The organism is Lewinellaceae bacterium (assembly GCA_020636135.1).
Lineage (GTDB): Bacteria > Bacteroidota > Bacteroidia > Chitinophagales > Saprospiraceae > JAGQXC01.
In genome coordinates this window covers 41315-57658 of record JACJYK010000001.1, presented here as the reverse complement: position 1 = coordinate 57658, position 16344 = coordinate 41315, and the positions used below count along the sequence as shown (strand labels likewise).

The window sequence follows — 16344 nt, the reverse complement described above, 5'->3', positions numbered from 1 at the left end:
TACTGTAAAAATCATTCCGTGCAATGCAGCTAACATTTCATGTATCCAAAAGCCCCCGGCAAGTCTTTTCTTATCTGGCAGATATGAATCGCTTTGCAGAGGTACACCCGGTCATCGAGCGGATCAAGGTCCTCAGTGATAATAAATACCTGGTTTTTGAGAGGATGAATTTCGGACCTATACCCTTCAAAACAAAATATCCACTCACGGTTAAATCCGATGAACAAAAGATGTGGATCCATTACCACGCTGTTATTTCCGGCATAGCACACCTATTCCTGGACATTACCCTTACCGGCGATGACACCCGTTGTGAGGTCAAGGAGACCATCCATACCCGCTCTCCGGTCCCGGTGGCATTTATTGTCAATCCAATTTTCAGAAAACAACACGCGATATTATTTGAAAATATCGACCATGCATCGTAAATTTTTCCATATACCTTTATCCCATCAATGAATTTCAAGCTGGCGGTATAGTTCCAGGTATTGCTGATTGTCAGGATACATTTTTATTAGTAAGGTCACCATCTCTTTGACCTCGTTGGACTTATTTCCTCTTTTCAGCAATTTATCAAACGATTTTATCAGATCTGTCCTTGGCAATTTTGCATTTACTGCAAAGGCTATAATGCTTATATCACCATGCAATAACTCCTCACTTTCAAATTTAAATACAAACGAGCAATCAAAATGAAAACCATCACCGCAGTTAATCCAGCGCTTATGGGTTAATTTGAGGATTCGCAATACTTCCTCTTCAATGCCATCACCAATAGGAACCGGATTCAGGAATTTCAAACTGTCCAGACCTCCCTTTGCATTGATGTAAAGTGAAACCAAAAGGGTGGCCATCGTGCCTCTCTGTCGAGCCTCCGGCGGATACTGAATATTATGATAGACTAAATCCAAAAATGCACTGTCTCCACCGGGAAAATGTTGATCCATTTTGGGGATGAAATCAGGATGGGAATAATCGTATTGTGCTGTCACAGGTAGTGCCGAAAGGATTGTGACCAGGAGAACTAACAATTTTAACATAGGCAGCTATTTATACTGAAAGTTAGTCAAGTTTATACTATAGTTTGTGCTTACCTATTTAATTTTTTTTGCTCTGTTCCTTAAAATACTTACGGAAAAATACATTACGCTTCAGCGCTTCCATATCCTCACTGAAGCGCTTGGTCCCCTCGTTTAAATTGGACATGGTTTGTTTCAAATCTTCGCGCAACTGGTCGTCATGCAACAAGGCAGAAACTGTGCCTTCACCACGATCAACGGACTGGATCAGGTCATCCATATGGGCAGATGCATCGTTCAGCTTTTTACTGGTGGACAACAAATTGGACAGGATAGGATCCGTCTTGTCAAGAAGCTGGTTTAATCCGATCATCGCCGTGTCCAGTCTTTCCGATGACCGGACCAGATTTGGCACCAACACCGTGTCTTTCAAGAGCTGACCTGCCATCCCATGCCCCGTATTTATGGTAGCAAAAAGATCATTGATTTGCTCTGTGGAGGACTCCAGGATCAACACAGTTTGTCGCAAGTGATGCAGGGTGGCGGCAAGATCTGCACTCATGGTTTCATTATCCAATAAATTCGCAATAATTCCCTGGCCAGAATTCATCTTCTCAGTGATGTCGAGTAAATTCTTCGATATGATTGCAATATTTTCATTGGTATTTCCCAGTGAGCTTAAGAGTGCTTCGGTATCTACCCTGCTGTAGGCTTGAATGACATCGCCATCTTCAATGGCAAGTCCACTTACACCGGGGGATATATTTACCAATACATTTCCGACCAGACCTTCGGACCCAATGCTTGCCGTGGCATCCTTTTTAATAAATGGCTGCACTTTTTTTTCTATGCGCATAATGACTTTTAATGTTGAATCATTAAGAATATCAATTTCTGATATGGATCCGACATCGATGCCATTAAAGCGTACCAAATTTCCTTTCTTTAATCCGTTGACATTATGGAAATCAGTGGAAATTAAAAATGTCTTTCCAAACATATTCTGATTGTTGCCAACCAGATAAAATCCAAGTACAAATAAAGCCACGGAAATAATGACAAAAAACCCGAGCCGGGCTACATGCTTATTTTCTGTTTTCATGATGTTCCCAAAAATGCTTGAATTATCGGATCATTTTTTCCTTTCAGTTCTTCATAGGTTCCGGTCGCATAGTTCTTTCCCTCGTGCAGGATGATCAAGCGGTCTGATGCCAACCGGACACATTGCATATCATGCGTGATGATCATTGAGGCAGCGCCGTATTGCTTCTGTACTTCCAGAATAAGCTCAATGATCTCCCGCGAGGTGATCGGGTCCAGACCTGTCGTCGGTTCATCATACAGGATGATCTGGGGCCGGAGGATTAAAGTCCTGGCCAGCGCAATACGGCGTTGCATGCCTCCGGAAAGTTCTTCCGGCAATAAATCCACCGTGTGTTCAAGGCCTACGCTGGCCAGGGTCTCGCGAATCAAATCTTCCTCAACCACGTCCTTCATTTTTTTGCGATGGCGACGGAGAGGAAATTGCAGATTTTCCCGTACGGTCATGGAGTCATACAGAGCGCTTCCCTGAAATAAAAAACCGACTTCTGTGCGTAGTCCGTCCAGTTGCCTTTGATTGAGCTGGGATACATCGTAACCCAGGACCCGGATGTCACCACTGTCGTAAGGAAGCAATCCGATGATGCATTTCAACAAAACCGACTTGCCGGAGCCGGACTTGCCTACAATGGCCACATTTTCTCCGGAAAAGAGCTGCATGGAGAAGCCATCCAGCACCTTTAACGCCCCGAATGATTTGCAGACATCATCGACTTCCAGCAACATGCCGGGAGGACCTGTATGCTGATCAAATGTTTGACCCGGTACATCTGCCAATGCATTCATCACAACTCGTAAAATAAGTCAGCAATCAAAACGGCGATAAAGTCCAGCACAAACACCAATACAGAAGCGACCACCACCGCAGAATTGGAAGCTTTACCTACGCCGGCTGTCCCCTTCCTGGAGGTATATCCCTTGTAACAACCTACCACACCAATGGCCGCACCGAAGAAGAATGTTTTGATGGTTGAGGGTACAATATCACCCATCTCCAGCCCTTCGAATACCTGGTTGAAATACAAATGAAAGGACACATTTCCTTTCAGATGTTCCACCAAAAATGAACCGCCCAGCGAACAGGCATCCCCTACAATGACCAGCAGTGGCACCATCAAGGTTGCAGCAAGCACCCGCGTTACCACCAGATACTTGAAAGGGTTGGTACCGGAGACTTCCATGGCATCAATCTGTTCCGTCACCCGCATCGAACCCAGCTCGGCACCAATGCTGGAACCGATCTTACCCGCACAGATCAATGCTGTAACCATAGGGCCCATTTCCCGGACAATGGTAATACCTACCATGGAAGGCATCCAGGATACAGCTCCGAATTCGATCATGGTGGGACGCGACTGTAAGTCCAGCACCAATCCCATGATAAATCCAGTGAGCGAAACCAGGAATAAGGACTTGTTACCCAGATTATAGGATTGGTTCAGGAACTCACGCCATTCAAATGGCGGCTGCCAAAAGGTGCGGAAAAACCTGCCTGTAAACAAAGCCATCTCACCTATTTCCTCGAAGAATTGTACCACTTTGAGGTAAATGAAATGCCATCCTTGATTCTCCTGATATTTCGTGTTTTGGTTCACAGACTACTATCCTTTTGCTAATAGTAGCCTATTGAATCATGGATGTCGATGATGTAGATCGCATTCAGGTATGATCACATGCTATACCTGCCAAACGATAATGGCTTAAAGAGGATCCTATCAAACAGCGTTAATATCGCGGCTTTCCAACACCGGGCGGTTGTACCCATCCAGGGTAACCCGGATCATGGCTTTGCCGATTTGCTCGGTACTGGTAACCCACCGGGGCAGGTGCTTCAGAAGCGGATACAAGGGTTTGAAGATGGCGTATAAGGCATTGTACAGGGGTGTCCGGGACTTTATGCCTTTCATCGGCTGGACATACCCGGGGCGGAACAGGTAAACGGCATGAAATGGCATCGCCAGCAGGGCATTTTCTGTGCGACCTTTTACGAGTGCCCACATCGTTCGTCCCTTTTCGGTTCGATCGGTACCGGCACCGGATACATAACAAAATACCATGTTGGGGTTAGCTTTCAGGCAAACGCCGGCACAGTGGATGGTATAATCATAGGTAATGCGGGAATAGGCTTCCTCCTTCATACCGGCCGAAGAAACGCCAAGGCAATAATAACAGGCATCAAAACCATTCAATCTGGGTAATAAAACCTCGATATTCCCAGGATCATTGTGGATCACCTCTTCCAGTTTCGGATGGAAAATCCCCAACGGTCGCCGGTTGATGACCAGCACGCGTTCAATGTCCTGACTTGCCAGACATTCCCGCAGAACTGACTGGCCGATCATCCCTGTACTTCCGGTGATGAATACCCGTAATGCCATGCGTTTTTCTTGAATTTCAGGAATAATTAATGAAGATAAAAGATCGCGAAAAATATCATTTTAGAACCATTCTTAATAGGGTTTCTTCATGGCTATAACCATTTACTTTTCTTGTTTTTTTTAGTAATTTAACTGTTCTCATGTGGTAATAATTTATGCAGATGAAAGAAGATTCCAAGAAGCCCGATTCCAATGGTTTTACCCGTCGCAAATTCCTGCGCGGGGCGGGTATAACGACCGCGGGTTCGGTATTGCTGAATACCGGATTATTAGCCGCAGAATTTCATTCAGCCTCCGAGACCGGTGCCTTTATGGGCCCGGATGCCGTCACGGTTCAGATGCAAATCAATGGTCAGATGGAACACTTAACCATCGAGCCCCGTACGACCCTGGCTTCCGCACTGCGGGACCATGCCGGACTGACCGGAACGAAAGTGGTATGTGATCGCGGCTCCTGCTCAGCCTGTACGGTATGGCTTGACGGAAAACCGGTCAATTCGTGTATGACGCTGGCTATAGATGTAGGGGACCGCAAAGTGACCACGATAGAAGGCCTGGCTCCGGGCAGTGTTTTGCATCCGGTTCAGGAGGCATTCATTGAGCACGATGCAAGTCAGTGCGGTTACTGCACACCCGGTATGATCATGACCTGTGCCCACTTATTGAAGGAAAACCCAAATCCAACGCTGGAGGATGTTAAAAAAGCCACCCGCGGCAATCTCTGCCGTTGTGGCACTTATCCTCATGTTTTTAAAGCCACGCTGGCCGCAGCGGATAAAATGAAATGATATGGACACCAGAAAAGAAAAATTCCCCTACGGTATCCCGGATCATAATCTCACCGAAATCGAACGTGAGATTCCTGCTGACGAACCGCCAGCATGGCCGGTCAATGATCAATTGCAGGAAGTGGGCAAACGCAGAATCCGTGTAGATGCCCGCGCCAAAGTCACTGGTGAAGCAAAATACACTTCAGACATCCGGCTGCCGGGTATGCTGTATGCTAAGATACTAACGGCCAAAGTGCCTCATGCTTCTATCCGTAATATCGACGCACAGAACGCAGAAAAAATGCCCGGCGTACACGCTGTGCACATCATCCGTAATGAAGACAATTCCTATCCCGACGTAAAATACGTAGGCCAGCCAGTAGCTGCCGTGGCAGCCGATACGCTGGATATCGCCCGTCAGGCTGCACGATTGATACTGGTGGATTATCTGGAAAAACCCTTCGTCATCGATGTGGAGAAAGCAATGAAGCCTGAATCACCGCTGGTTTTTGACGCCCCAATTGCAAGACAGGCAGACGGAGGTGATGTCGGGGTGGTTCACGACGGAAGTATGGGGGAAGGAAACCTGCGGGGACCTTCCACTTCCAGTTTTTTTGGCGGACCACGTGGAGATCTGGATACCGGATTTTCACAGGCAGATGTCATCGTCGAACAAACGTATCGCACCCAGGTACAAACCCACGTACCGTTGGAAACGCATGGAGTGGTGATCGACTGGAAGCCGGAAGGAATGACCGTCTATGCATCCACCCAAAGCACCAAAGACGTACGCGATGAACTGGCTGATTATTTTGACCTGCCGAAAAGCAGGGTCCGGGTCATCTGTGAATTTATGGGTGGCGGATTTGGTGCAAAACACAGCACCAGTCCCTATGGCCCCATCGCGGCCATCCTGTCCCAAAAAACAAGCCGGCCGGTCTGGCTGATGCTGGAGCGAAAAGAAGAACACCTCATGGCCGGTAACCGCCCCAATTCCATCCATTACCTGAAAATCGGAGCTAAAAAAGATGGCACCCTGACCGCCATTCAGCAACGGTCCTACGGAACGGCAGGGGTAGCACTGGGTGCCGGCGTTGGCCGCGTTGCACAGATCCTGTATGAATGCCCGAATTTTGCTACCGAGCAATACGATGTACTCACCTTTGCCGGTCCAGGAGCTGCCTGGAGGGCCCCCGGTAATGTCCAGGGTGCATTTGGCGTCGAACAAGCCATGGACGAGCTGGCTGAAAAACTGAACCTTAACCCATTGTCCTTAAGGGACACCATCGACAAAAGTGAGGTCCGGAAAGTATTGCGTCAGCGCGGAGCCAAACAATTCGACTGGTCCCGCTGGAAACCGGCCGGAGCTTCCACCGGCACGATTCGCAAAGGCCTGGGTGTAGCACAATCGACTTGGCCGCGCTTTGTTGATTTGGATGCTACTGTAGAGGTGAAGATCTATCGCGATGGAGCGGTTGAAGTACGTTCAGGAGTGCAGGATATCGGCACCGGGACCAAAACCATCATGGCGCAGATAGTCGCAGAGGAGTTTGGTTTGAAAACATCGGATATCATTGTTCGCATCGGTGATACCATTTTCCCGGATGCTCCTGGTTCAGGAGGTAGTAAAGTCACCGGATCCATCACCCCTCCGACACGCAATGCCGCATACAAGGCTAAAATGGAGCTGTTTAAGCAAATCGCTCAGCAATGGCAAACCGATCCTTCGAAACTGGTAGCGAAAGAAGGAATGGTCCTTCACCGGGATGACTCGTCGAAAAAAGTTTCTCTCAAAGAGGCTTTGAAGCAAATGCGTACCGGCCAGATTACGGCCAGCGCCAGCCGCTCGGATGATTACGGTGGCTTTGCGCAACCCTGGGGTTTGGCACACGGCCACCTGGGGTCCGTCCAGTTTGCTGAAGTAACGGTGAATACCGATACCGGAATGGTTAAGGTGGACCGGATTGTCGCTGCGCACAGCTGCGGCCGGCCAATCAATCTGACACAAATCGAAAGCCAGATCAACGGTGGTATCATCCAGGGCGTTTCATATGCCCTCTATGAGGACCGCGTGATGGATGAGGCAACCGGCCATATGATGAATCCGGATGTGGATCGCTATCAGATCGCCTACTCCATGGAGATCCCGGCCATTGAACCGATTATCGTGGAGGAATATCCCGCGCTTTCATCGACCGATGCCTATGGTATCGGAGAGCCTGCGAACATTGCAACCGCCGCAGCTGTAGCAAACGCGGTCTATAATGCCATCGGGATGCGCATGTACGAGATCCCCATCACGCCGGCGAGGATATTAAAAGCATTGAACCACCTAGACCAATAAATCGTCAACTATGAACAACTTCAGTTGGTATAACGCTAAGTCCATTGAAGATGCCCTGACCCAGGTCAACTCAACTGCATCCAATGAGATCTATCGTCAGACCGAGAAGGCTGCGATCCTCAAGGCTGGAGGTACAGATCTCCTCGACCTGATGAAGGAAGGATTGCTTCAACCCCGCACCATCATCAATATCCGGGAGTTACCAGACCTGGACAAAATCGAGTTCTCCAACAACGATGGTCTCCGGGTAGGCGCCAACAGCACCCTGGCGGAGATAGCAGCAAATGAGGATATTCGCAAGCACTATATCGCTTTGGCACAAGCTGCAGGTGAGGCAGCAACTCCCCAACTGCGGAATATGGCAACGCTAGGAGGAAATATCGCCCAGCGTACACGCTGCTGGTATTTTCGCTCCTACGACCATCCCTGTTTCCGTAAAGGAGGTGATCGCTGCTTTGCTAAAAATGGCGAAAATGAAAATCACGCCATCCTGAATAACGGTTCCTGTGTAAGCGTCCATGCTTCATCCGTCTCGACGGCTTTGATGGCCTATGACGCCCGGGTGGTGATCGTCAACAGCAAAAAGGAAACCAAAGAAATACCGATAGCGGACTTTTTTGTAGCCCCGGGAGAGGACCCGTTACGGGAGACCATCCTGGAAGCCGATGAACTCATCACGCATGTCCGTCTGGCCAAACCGGCTTCAGGAACCATAGCTGCCTACATCAAACAGGGAGCCCGGGAATCTCACGATTGGTCCATCGCAGACGTAGCTATCGTCCTGGAAATGAATGGCAAAACCTGTAAACGCGCTGCTATCGCACTGGGGGCCGCATCGCCTGTACCACTGCGGTCCATGCGTGCTGAAGGCGCTCTCGCCGGCAACCAGATCACCAGTGAAGTAGCTCTGGAAGCAGCTACACTGGCCATGGAACGCGCCCGGCCTCTGGCGAAAAACGGATATAAGGTGCCTTTATTCATTAACATCATACAGGAAGCCATTTTGAATGCCAGTTGATGACTCCGGAGAATCCAGTTTTTTGCAGACATTTGAGGGCCAAGAATCCGTATGGCATGATGGAAGGTGGAGAACATCCATGGTATTTGATCGATGATTCCAACACCATCTTCTGGTGCGTGAAAGGCCATGGGGGTATTGGCCCCGATAACGATCTGATCGCTCCGCACAAATGTCTGCCCGGCCGTTCATGTTATCAACCGCCCCGGATACCCGGTGAAGAAAAAATGGAACAATAAATAAAGAGGTGATGGGATATTACCGCCACCTCTTCCATTTCTTAATCTGTCAACTATTTCCAGGACGAGACAGGCTACTCAATACTGACAACTCAATTCGAACTACTCAATCCACTATTCCAAATAAATCGGGCTCTTCAACTTGCAGGTTAATACCGTTGCGTAACTTACAACTCCAAATCAATTTTATTGCTTTATGAGATCTTCAATGACTCCCTTTACCCACCTGAGAGACATGATAAAATGTTTCGTTCGTCCTTCGGGTCTCGTTTTCCTGTGGCTGACGATAAATACCATAACGGCCTTTGCACAGGCAGTGCCCGAGGCGGCATATCAGGGTCTTAAATACCGTTTGATCGGGCCATTCCGGGCAGGCAGGACCGTCGGAGCTGTAGGTGTTGAATCTCAACCGAACTTATTCTTCATTGGGGTTAACAATGGGGGAGTCTGGAAGACCGATGATTACGGACGTACCTGGCAGCCCATTTTTGATCAGGAAGCGACCGGATCCGTAGGAGACCTGGCAGTTTATCCCAAAAATCCGGATATTCTCTACGTGGGAACAGGTGAAGGCTTGCACCGTCCGGATTTGAGTGTCGGTGACGGCATCTTCAAGTCAACCGACGGAGGAAAGCACTGGCAGCACATAGGCCTTGGTGACATTCAGCAGGTGGGCCGGATCATAGTCAATCCCACCAATCCCGATATCGTATTTGTTGCTGGATTGGGCCACCCTTACGGTCCAAATGAAGAGCGAGGTATTTTCCGCACGCTGGATGGTGGTAAATCCTGGGAGAAGGTCTTGTATATCAACCAAAACACCGGCGCCATCCAGGTCGAATTTGATCCGAAAAACCCAAAACGTCTGTATGCATCCCTGTGGGAGCATCGCGAAGGTCCCTGGGAAAATGCAGGCTTTTCCGGGAAGGCCAGTGGGTTGTACCGCTCTACCGATGGCGGCTCATCCTGGAAGCCCGTGGGTAAAGGATTACCTGGCGCGGACGAAGGATTGGGTCGCATTGGCGTAGCCATCAGCCACAGCAACCCGAAAATTTTGTATGCCACGGTAGATTCCCGTGAGAAAGGCGGAGTATATAAAAGCATGGACGGCGGCGATACGTGGGCGTTTGTCACCAATGACCGGCGCCTGTGGGGACGAGGCAGTGATTTCGCCGAGATAAAAATTCATCCACAACAACCCAATACCCTTTACATCGCCAATGTGGCATCATACCGGTCTACCGACGGTGGCAAAACCTGGTCTTCATTCAAGGGTGCCCCCGGAGGCGACGATTATCACCGCATCTGGATCAACCCGATCCATCCCGAAATCATGCTTTTTGCGGCTGACCAGGGTGCTACCATCACCGTTAACGGTGGTCGCACGTGGAGTTCCTGGTACAACCAGCCTACTGCTCAATTATATCATGTGGCCACCGACAACCAATTCCCCTACTGGATCTATGGTGGCCAGCAGGAAAGTGGCGCTATCGGAGTAGCCAGCAGAGGTAACGGAGGACAACTGTCATTCCGTGATTTTATGGGTGTAGGCTCCGATGAATATGCCTACGTGGCTGCTGATCCATTGCATCCGGAACTCATCTATGGAGGCCGGGTTATAAAATTCAACAAAAAGACCGGACAGTCCCAATGGGTCGGCCCGGAAGCGCTGCGATCCGGTAAGTACCGCACCCTGCGTACCATGCCCTTATTATTCCATCCGGCGGATCCCCGCATGTTGCTTTTTGCAACCAATGTATTGTGGAAGACAACTTCCGGGGGCGATGACTGGGAAATCATCAGCCCGGACCTCAGCCGCGAGCGACCGGAGGTGCCGGAAAGCATCGGCGACTTTAGGACACCCGATCTGCAGGACATGCGCCGCCGTGGGGTGATCTATGCTGTAGGCCCTTCCCCCGTGGATGTTGCAACCATCTGGGCCGGAACCGATGACGGCCTGGTACACGTGACCCGTGATGGAGGAGCACATTGGCAGGATGTCACGCCGCCTGCATTGAGTTCCTGGGATAAAATTGCTCAGATCGATGCCAGCCACTTTGATGCAAACACCGCATATATAGCTGTAAACGCCATTCGTAAAGATGACATGAAACCTCATATTTACCGCACCCACGATGGCGGGAAGACCTGGAAAGAAATAACTTCCGGCATGCCGGCTATGGGCCCGGTAAATGTGGTTCGCGAAGATCCGGTTCAACCCGGATTACTGTATGCGGGCAGTGAACGTACCGTCTATTTTTCTATCGATGATGGTGACCACTGGCAATCCCTGCAACAGAACCTGCCTTCCAGCTCCATTCGGGATCTGGTAGTACATGACCGCGACCTGGTCATCGGTACCCATGGAAGATCCATTTGGGTGCTGGACGACGTCAGCCCACTCCGTCAACTGACCAATCACAACAGCAATACCAGCTATTTGTATAAACCAGCTCCTGCGTTACGCGTCCGCGACAATGTTTTTTCCGATACACCACTGCCGCCGGAAGAGCCGACCGGTCAAAATCCACCTGACGGAGCGATCATCGATTATTATTTAAGCAGCGCTGCCAGTGTAGTCACGCTGGATATCCTCGATCTGAATGGAAATACAGTTCGCACCTATTCCAGCCGGGATATCCCTGAACAACTGGACTCTACGAGGTTACCTTTCCCGACCTACTGGATCCGGCCATCACAATCGTTGGGCACCACTGCCGGGGAGCACCGCTTCGTATGGGATATTCACCATAATCCACCGGCAGGTGTGGAAAGAGGTTATACGATATCCGCTGTCTATCATAACACTCCCAGCAGTCCTCCGGGGCCATGGGCAGCTCCCGGTGATTATACGGTGAGGCTTACGGTGGATGGTAAAGCGATGGAGCAAATGATCAATGTTTCCCTTGACCCAAGGGTAAAAGTTCCCGAAGCCGACATCCGGTATCAGTCCGATTATTCAATGCGATGCTATCAATACCAGGCGGAAGCACACCAAATGGCTCAAAGCCTGGACGATTGGCTTACCAGGAATCCATCTTCCGCTCAAAAGGAAACCGTGATGGCATTGCGCGGCAGAGGAGAGCCCGACGATCAGGATTTTGTATATGGCGGCGCTTTTGCCGGAGACCCGGAGAAGGAAGACCTGGTCGGATTCCAAAACAAATGCTTGTATCTATTGGCAGTGATGCAATCCATGGATGCCCGGCCAAGCCAATCCGTTTTAATGGCTGTGGATCAACTGGAAGAAACGTTGGCCTTGTTGAAGAAGCGTTACGATCAGGCCAAAGGCTGAACAGGTTCCAGTGATTGACGCATCACAGGAAGGAACCTATGCCGGTGTTATATCCTGTTCAGATTGCATTGTCCTTCAACAACTTGATCGCATGGTTGGCAGCTCGTGCCGTCAGTGCCATGAAGGTCAATGAAGGGTTTTGCGTGGATACGGACGTCATGCAGGAACCGTCGGTCACGAAAACATTAGGGCATTTGTGCAGCTGATTCCATTCATTCAACATGGATGTTTCAGGGTCACGCCCCATCCGCACACCACCCATTTCGTGGATATCCAGACCCGGAGCCTGCTTGGTATCCCGGGTAACGATGGAGTCAAAACCTGCCTTGCCAAACATCTCAGTGAATTGCTCGAAGAAGTCGGCAATCATTTTCTCATCGTTGTCATCATGCGCGATATCGATGCGTAGTTGTGGGATGCCCCAAGGGTCCTTTTCAATAGCGTCAAGGGTCACCTTATTCGTTTCTTTGGGTATCGTCTCTCCCATCATTCCGGCACTAACATACCAGGGACCATAACCAGCCTGGCGGGTCAGATTATCCCGTAGACCCTGTCCGTTTCCATTATAATCTATTGCCCGGCCCCTTCCTGAATAAAATGATGTGGCATAACCCCGCAGGAAATCGGTTTCCTGCCGGTAAACATTGCGGAAACGCGGGATATATCCGGAAGTAGGTCTTCCTCCGTCCGTCCTGAAGTCCTGGTGGCCTTCGTAAACGCCCCGGATACTCGCACGGTAGTTGTGAAATGCAACATATTTGCCCAATACTCCACTGTCATTCCCCAATCCATCCGGAAACCGTTCGGACTGGGAATTTAATAAGATCAAATTCGAATTCAGGGTTGCCGCTGTCACAAAGATCACCCGGGCAAAATACTCGGTTGTTTCTTTAGTCTCAGCATCCACCACCCGCACACCGGTCGCTTTACCGGTTGCATCATCATAAATGATGGAATGTACGACGGAATGAGGACGCAAGGTCAGATTGCCGGTTCGTTGAGCCCATGGTATCAACGTAGAGTTGGCATTAAAATACCCGCCATAAGGGCATCCACGCTGACAGAGATTACGACCCTGGCAGAGGGTTCTTCCCTGTTCGCGAAAAACATCACGCATTTCGGTTATATGCGCACAACGAGCGTAGATCAGGTGTCGGTCCTGATAATTGTTGGCGATCACATTCTGAAAATGGGTCTCCACACAGGACATCTCAAATGGAGGCAGGAAGTCACCGTCAGGCAATACATCCAGACCATCTTTGTTCCCCGAAACACCGATAAATTGTTCCACGCGGGTATACCAGGGATCCAGATCCTGATAACGGATAGGCCAGTCGACCGCAAATCCATCTCGGGCCGGTCCTTCAAAATCAAAATTGCTCCATCTCTGTACCTGTCTGGCCCACATGATGGATTTTCCACCCACCTGATAACCACGGATCCAGTCGAATGGCTTGTCCTGGATATAAGGGTGCTCGGTATCTTTTACAAAAAAATGCGCTGCATCTTCGCGAAATGCATAACAACGGCTGACTACCGGATTTGCCTGTGTAACCTCATACGGAATAGCTCCCCGGTGCGGAAATTCCCATGGCTGCATATTGGTGGTAGGATAGTCTTTGATGTGCTCAACATTACGGCCCCGCTCCAGTAATAAAGTTTTTATCCCCTGCTCACACAATTCCTTTGCTGCCCATCCACCTGTCATCCCTGCGCCGATGACGATCGCATCAAAATGATGATCCGTATTATCTGCCATGTTAAATTAAGATTATTTATTTCGCATTATTTCCGCTATACGGGAACACAACCATAAAAGTGACCCGGAACAAACTGAAAATCCGTGTAGGTATTCAGGAAATAGGAGGATGTGGTAAAATGCTGAATGCTCCAGGACCTGGTTTTCGAATATAATACTTTCAGGTTTGCGGAAATTCCATCTCCATCTTGCAAATGTGAAAATGCCGTTTCCTTATCAGAAGCACTTAAATGATCAAATGGTTTCTGAAAAGTATTTTGGATATATTCCTGAAGTTCATTAACCCCATTCTTAAATTGGCTGCGCTCATCCGGGCTGGTACAATCACGCAACATGGTAGTAATAAAATCAATCCTTTTTTCTGGTGTCTCCACCGGTAACCCCTCTACCGGAAGTATTGCAGTTGCAAACTGATCAACCAGAGCCTCTTGATCTGCATCTAGCCCCAGCCCTTCTACTGCTTTTGGCCCGCCCATCTTGCAGGAGGGCCACAAGGCTATGCTGGCTGTACCTATCGCCACAAATTGCAAAGCTTTTCTCCGTTTCATCAACCAGGTATTTTCCCGAATATACAGACAATTATGGTTTTATTCGTCCCCTTGCATCCATGATCATTTGGGGTTTATTTCACTATTTACAAACAATCAATATGGATCAAGACACCATTCGGACAAATTAAGATTCACGCCGGGGAGGTCGATTATAGCCACGGGGACTAAATGGCTGCAAGGATTCAAGGTACATGGTTTCCAGTGCGTCGAGATCGCGACTATAGTCCTTCTCTTCATTCTGTGGTATCTCTTCCAACACCTCATACAAAAACTGATCTTCGCCCAAATGATCCCAATCTTCCTGCAAGGCTTTATTGGTATGGGTCCCTGATTTTAATTGCATTCGCAGGCGGTTCCACATCGCCGATAGATTTACCGAACTCCCGATAAATATTTTCCCATTCGCGATGTTCTTGATCTGGAATACCCCAATGGGGTGCTTCATCTGGGCATAGGCTTGCTTAAGCTCCTTGCGTGACTTCATCCTGCAATGTAACGAATTTTTTTGTCGGAGCGCTCCCACAGGTCTTCACTCGTGTTTCGATAAACCGGACACTCCACCTGAAACCACAAACTTCATAACTTCACCGGCAGGCAAATCAAGCACTCTGACCTGCTCTCTCGGGACAATGAATAATTCTCCTGAGAAATTATAGGAATGCGGAAAATAGACGGCCACTTTATCCTTCAATTCCAGCACACTCAGGTCCTGTTCCGTAAGGAAACCAAGCTTCTCCAGTTGAGTGACCGGGTTTACCAAAACCAGAACAGGGATGTTGAATTTCCGCTCCTTACCTACGAATGCGGCAATGAAATCCTTCAACGCCGAATAAATATCCCTTAAAATAGGAGTCCTGGAGATAAAATTCTGCACCAGATTAATCAACGGGCGTGCTACGATCGTCTGGCCCAAATAGCCGATCAACACCAGAAATAAAATCATAGTTAATACACCAGCCCCGGGAATATGTACATCAAAAAACCGGCTGATCAAATCGCGTGAAAATTGATCCGTAACATCAAATACCATGTAAATGATGTAACCCGTAATCGCCAGCGGTGCTATAAAGACCAGGCCCTGGAAAAAATAATTGATCAGTTTTTTCATGTGTCAATTTCGTTATGAAACCAATTGCCGGTTGAAAGATTTATCAGGAATTTTACTCTTCGGACCGGGGAAAACAATCTGCTCATTTAAACAGCTGAAATACGTCTTTACCTATTTTATTGATGGTGCGAATGGAATCCGGATTCAGGAGTTTTCCTTCCCGGTAAATAATTAAAAAAAAGCCGATTCCTTCGACATGCCAGCCGTCCCGCAATGTAAAATAATGTAGCACGTCATCTTTAAAGAGGTCCCGAACCATATCTTCCATTTCACCGGAGAGGTAATATTTTTTTGAAAAATCCGGAAAATGTACGAAGTCAATATCTTCCCAGCCCAGGTATTGCTTTATCCGGTCTATCCAGGTCTCCGGTCTCAAATAAAAAATAGGCAGCTCGAGTTGTTTCGACTGAATAAAGAATACAGTTTGTTTTTTTGTAACCGGAGTATTGCCAGCCTGGATGGTGTATTGATAATCAAAGATCTGTGCTTTGCTTTCCAGCTGCTCATCGGATTTTTGAAATTGGTTGGTTATCTTTTTGGAGTGACCATACTTAAAGAGCTTAAAAGCACTCAGCAATTTTATGTCCGGGAAGGAAGGCTTCGCCTCGAAGTCCATACCCAGATCATAAGCCATTTCGCTTAATTCGGCACTTCGGGAAATTTTCATGGCTGGCGATGGTAATGGTTATTACAATCAAATATACGGCCTCTGCTTAAGATGAATACACCCAAAATTGCATTAAAAAAGAAGCCCACCGCTAC

General features: G+C 48.6%; 16 protein-coding genes. 6 read left to right on the top strand and 10 right to left on the bottom strand.

What is annotated here, in order from left to right; translation table 11 throughout:
- Window positions 1-23: 23 nt before the first annotated feature.
- Window positions 24-428 carry an SRPBCC family protein gene (locus H6570_00195; GenBank protein ID MCB9317670.1) on the top strand — a complete coding sequence of 135 codons (405 nt, stop codon included), beginning with the start codon at window positions 24-26 and terminating at the stop codon, window positions 426-428.
- 24 nt (window positions 429-452) lie between these two features.
- On the opposite strand, the gene H6570_00190 is transcribed toward H6570_00195, so the two are convergent.
- The 5 genes from H6570_00190 to H6570_00170 form a co-directional block, all read right to left on the bottom strand.
- Window positions 453-1040 (bottom strand): hypothetical protein, encoded by a 588-nt coding sequence (locus H6570_00190; protein ID MCB9317669.1) that lies wholly within the window; start codon window positions 1038-1040, stop codon window positions 453-455.
- 58 nt (window positions 1041-1098) lie between these two features.
- Window positions 1099-2121, bottom strand: coding sequence for an MCE family protein (locus tag H6570_00185; protein MCB9317668.1), 1023 nt, complete (start codon window positions 2119-2121; stop codon window positions 1099-1101).
- Window positions 2118-2846, bottom strand: coding sequence for an ATP-binding cassette domain-containing protein (locus H6570_00180; protein ID MCB9317667.1), 729 nt, complete (start codon window positions 2844-2846; stop codon window positions 2118-2120). Before H6570_00180 ends, H6570_00185 begins: the two co-directional genes overlap by 4 nt.
- A 59-nt stretch (window positions 2847-2905) precedes the next feature.
- Window positions 2906-3628, bottom strand: coding sequence for an ABC transporter permease (locus H6570_00175; GenBank protein ID MCB9317666.1), 723 nt, complete (start codon window positions 3626-3628; stop codon window positions 2906-2908).
- Between the two features lie 207 nt (window positions 3629-3835).
- Window positions 3836-4498, bottom strand: coding sequence for an epimerase (locus tag H6570_00170; GenBank protein MCB9317665.1), 663 nt, complete (start codon window positions 4496-4498; stop codon window positions 3836-3838).
- A 155-nt stretch (window positions 4499-4653) separates the two neighbouring features.
- Between H6570_00170 and H6570_00165 the strand changes: the two genes are divergently transcribed.
- From H6570_00165 to H6570_00145, 5 genes are all read left to right on the top strand, one after another.
- On the top strand, window positions 4654-5286 hold the full coding sequence (locus tag H6570_00165) for a (2Fe-2S)-binding protein (protein ID MCB9317664.1): 633 nt from the start codon (window positions 4654-4656) through the stop codon (window positions 5284-5286).
- 1 nt (window position 5287) lies between these two features.
- Entirely contained in the window at window positions 5288-7612 is a 2325-nt protein-coding gene (locus H6570_00160; GenBank protein ID MCB9317663.1) for a xanthine dehydrogenase family protein molybdopterin-binding subunit, read from the top strand.
- Between the two features lie 10 nt (window positions 7613-7622).
- On the top strand, window positions 7623-8630 hold the full coding sequence (locus H6570_00155) for an FAD binding domain-containing protein (protein MCB9317662.1): 1008 nt from the start codon (window positions 7623-7625) through the stop codon (window positions 8628-8630).
- Window positions 8630-8869, top strand: a complete 240-nt coding sequence (locus tag H6570_00150) for a hypothetical protein (protein ID MCB9317661.1) — start codon at window positions 8630-8632, stop codon at window positions 8867-8869. Before H6570_00155 ends, H6570_00150 begins: the two co-directional genes overlap by 1 nt.
- A 235-nt stretch (window positions 8870-9104) precedes the next feature.
- On the top strand, window positions 9105-12164 hold the full coding sequence (locus H6570_00145) for a glycoside hydrolase (GenBank protein ID MCB9317660.1): 3060 nt from the start codon (window positions 9105-9107) through the stop codon (window positions 12162-12164).
- A gap of 58 nt (window positions 12165-12222) precedes the next feature.
- On the opposite strand, the gene H6570_00140 is transcribed toward H6570_00145, so the two are convergent.
- The 5 genes from H6570_00140 to H6570_00120 form a co-directional block, all read right to left on the bottom strand.
- On the bottom strand, window positions 12223-13923 hold the full coding sequence (locus tag H6570_00140; protein MCB9317659.1) for a GMC family oxidoreductase: 1701 nt from the start codon (window positions 13921-13923) through the stop codon (window positions 12223-12225).
- A 35-nt stretch (window positions 13924-13958) separates the two neighbouring features.
- Window positions 13959-14471: a gluconate 2-dehydrogenase subunit 3 family protein gene (locus H6570_00135; GenBank protein MCB9317658.1), complete on the bottom strand. Its 513-nt coding sequence runs from the start codon at window positions 14469-14471 to the stop codon at window positions 13959-13961.
- A gap of 127 nt (window positions 14472-14598) precedes the next feature.
- The gene (locus H6570_00130; GenBank protein ID MCB9317657.1) at window positions 14599-14958 is read right to left on the bottom strand and encodes a GIY-YIG nuclease family protein; all 360 of its coding nucleotides are present in this window, start codon (window positions 14956-14958) and stop codon (window positions 14599-14601) included.
- 45 nt (window positions 14959-15003) lie between these two features.
- Window positions 15004-15582 carry a DUF502 domain-containing protein gene (locus H6570_00125; protein MCB9317656.1) on the bottom strand — a complete coding sequence of 193 codons (579 nt, stop codon included), beginning with the start codon at window positions 15580-15582 and terminating at the stop codon, window positions 15004-15006.
- 82 nt (window positions 15583-15664) lie between these two features.
- A complete protein-coding gene (locus H6570_00120) occupies window positions 15665-16249 on the bottom strand; it encodes a hypothetical protein (protein ID MCB9317655.1) in 585 nt (194 codons plus the stop codon).
- Between the last annotated feature and the right edge of the window lie 95 nt (window positions 16250-16344).

Bases quoted from the DNA above. Each gene is read 5' to 3' on its own strand.
- H6570_00195 (MCB9317670.1), top strand. From the start codon at position 24: ATGCAGCTAACATTTCATGTATCCAAAAGCCCCCGGCAAGTCTTTTCT.
- H6570_00190 (MCB9317669.1), bottom strand. From the start codon at position 1,040: ATGTTAAAATTGTTAGTTCTCCTGGTCACAATCCTTTCGGCACTACCT.
- H6570_00185 (MCB9317668.1), bottom strand. From the start codon at position 2,121: ATGAAAACAGAAAATAAGCATGTAGCCCGGCTCGGGTTTTTTGTCATT.
- H6570_00180 (MCB9317667.1), bottom strand. From the start codon at position 2,846: ATGTTGCTGGAAGTCGATGATGTCTGCAAATCATTCGGGGCGTTAAAG.
- H6570_00175 (MCB9317666.1), bottom strand. From the start codon at position 3,628: ATGGCTTTGTTTACAGGCAGGTTTTTCCGCACCTTTTGGCAGCCGCCA.
- H6570_00170 (MCB9317665.1), bottom strand. From the start codon at position 4,498: ATGGCATTACGGGTATTCATCACCGGAAGTACAGGGATGATCGGCCAG.
- H6570_00165 (MCB9317664.1), top strand. From the start codon at position 4,654: ATGCAGATGAAAGAAGATTCCAAGAAGCCCGATTCCAATGGTTTTACC.
- H6570_00160 (MCB9317663.1), top strand. From the start codon at position 5,288: ATGGACACCAGAAAAGAAAAATTCCCCTACGGTATCCCGGATCATAAT.
- H6570_00155 (MCB9317662.1), top strand. From the start codon at position 7,623: ATGAACAACTTCAGTTGGTATAACGCTAAGTCCATTGAAGATGCCCTG.
- H6570_00150 (MCB9317661.1), top strand. From the start codon at position 8,630: ATGACTCCGGAGAATCCAGTTTTTTGCAGACATTTGAGGGCCAAGAAT.
- H6570_00145 (MCB9317660.1), top strand. From the start codon at position 9,105: ATGATAAAATGTTTCGTTCGTCCTTCGGGTCTCGTTTTCCTGTGGCTG.
- H6570_00140 (MCB9317659.1), bottom strand. From the start codon at position 13,923: ATGGCAGATAATACGGATCATCATTTTGATGCGATCGTCATCGGCGCA.
- H6570_00135 (MCB9317658.1), bottom strand. From the start codon at position 14,471: ATGAAACGGAGAAAAGCTTTGCAATTTGTGGCGATAGGTACAGCCAGC.
- H6570_00130 (MCB9317657.1), bottom strand. From the start codon at position 14,958: ATGAAGTCACGCAAGGAGCTTAAGCAAGCCTATGCCCAGATGAAGCAC.
- H6570_00125 (MCB9317656.1), bottom strand. From the start codon at position 15,582: ATGAAAAAACTGATCAATTATTTTTTCCAGGGCCTGGTCTTTATAGCA.
- H6570_00120 (MCB9317655.1), bottom strand. From the start codon at position 16,249: ATGAAAATTTCCCGAAGTGCCGAATTAAGCGAAATGGCTTATGATCTG.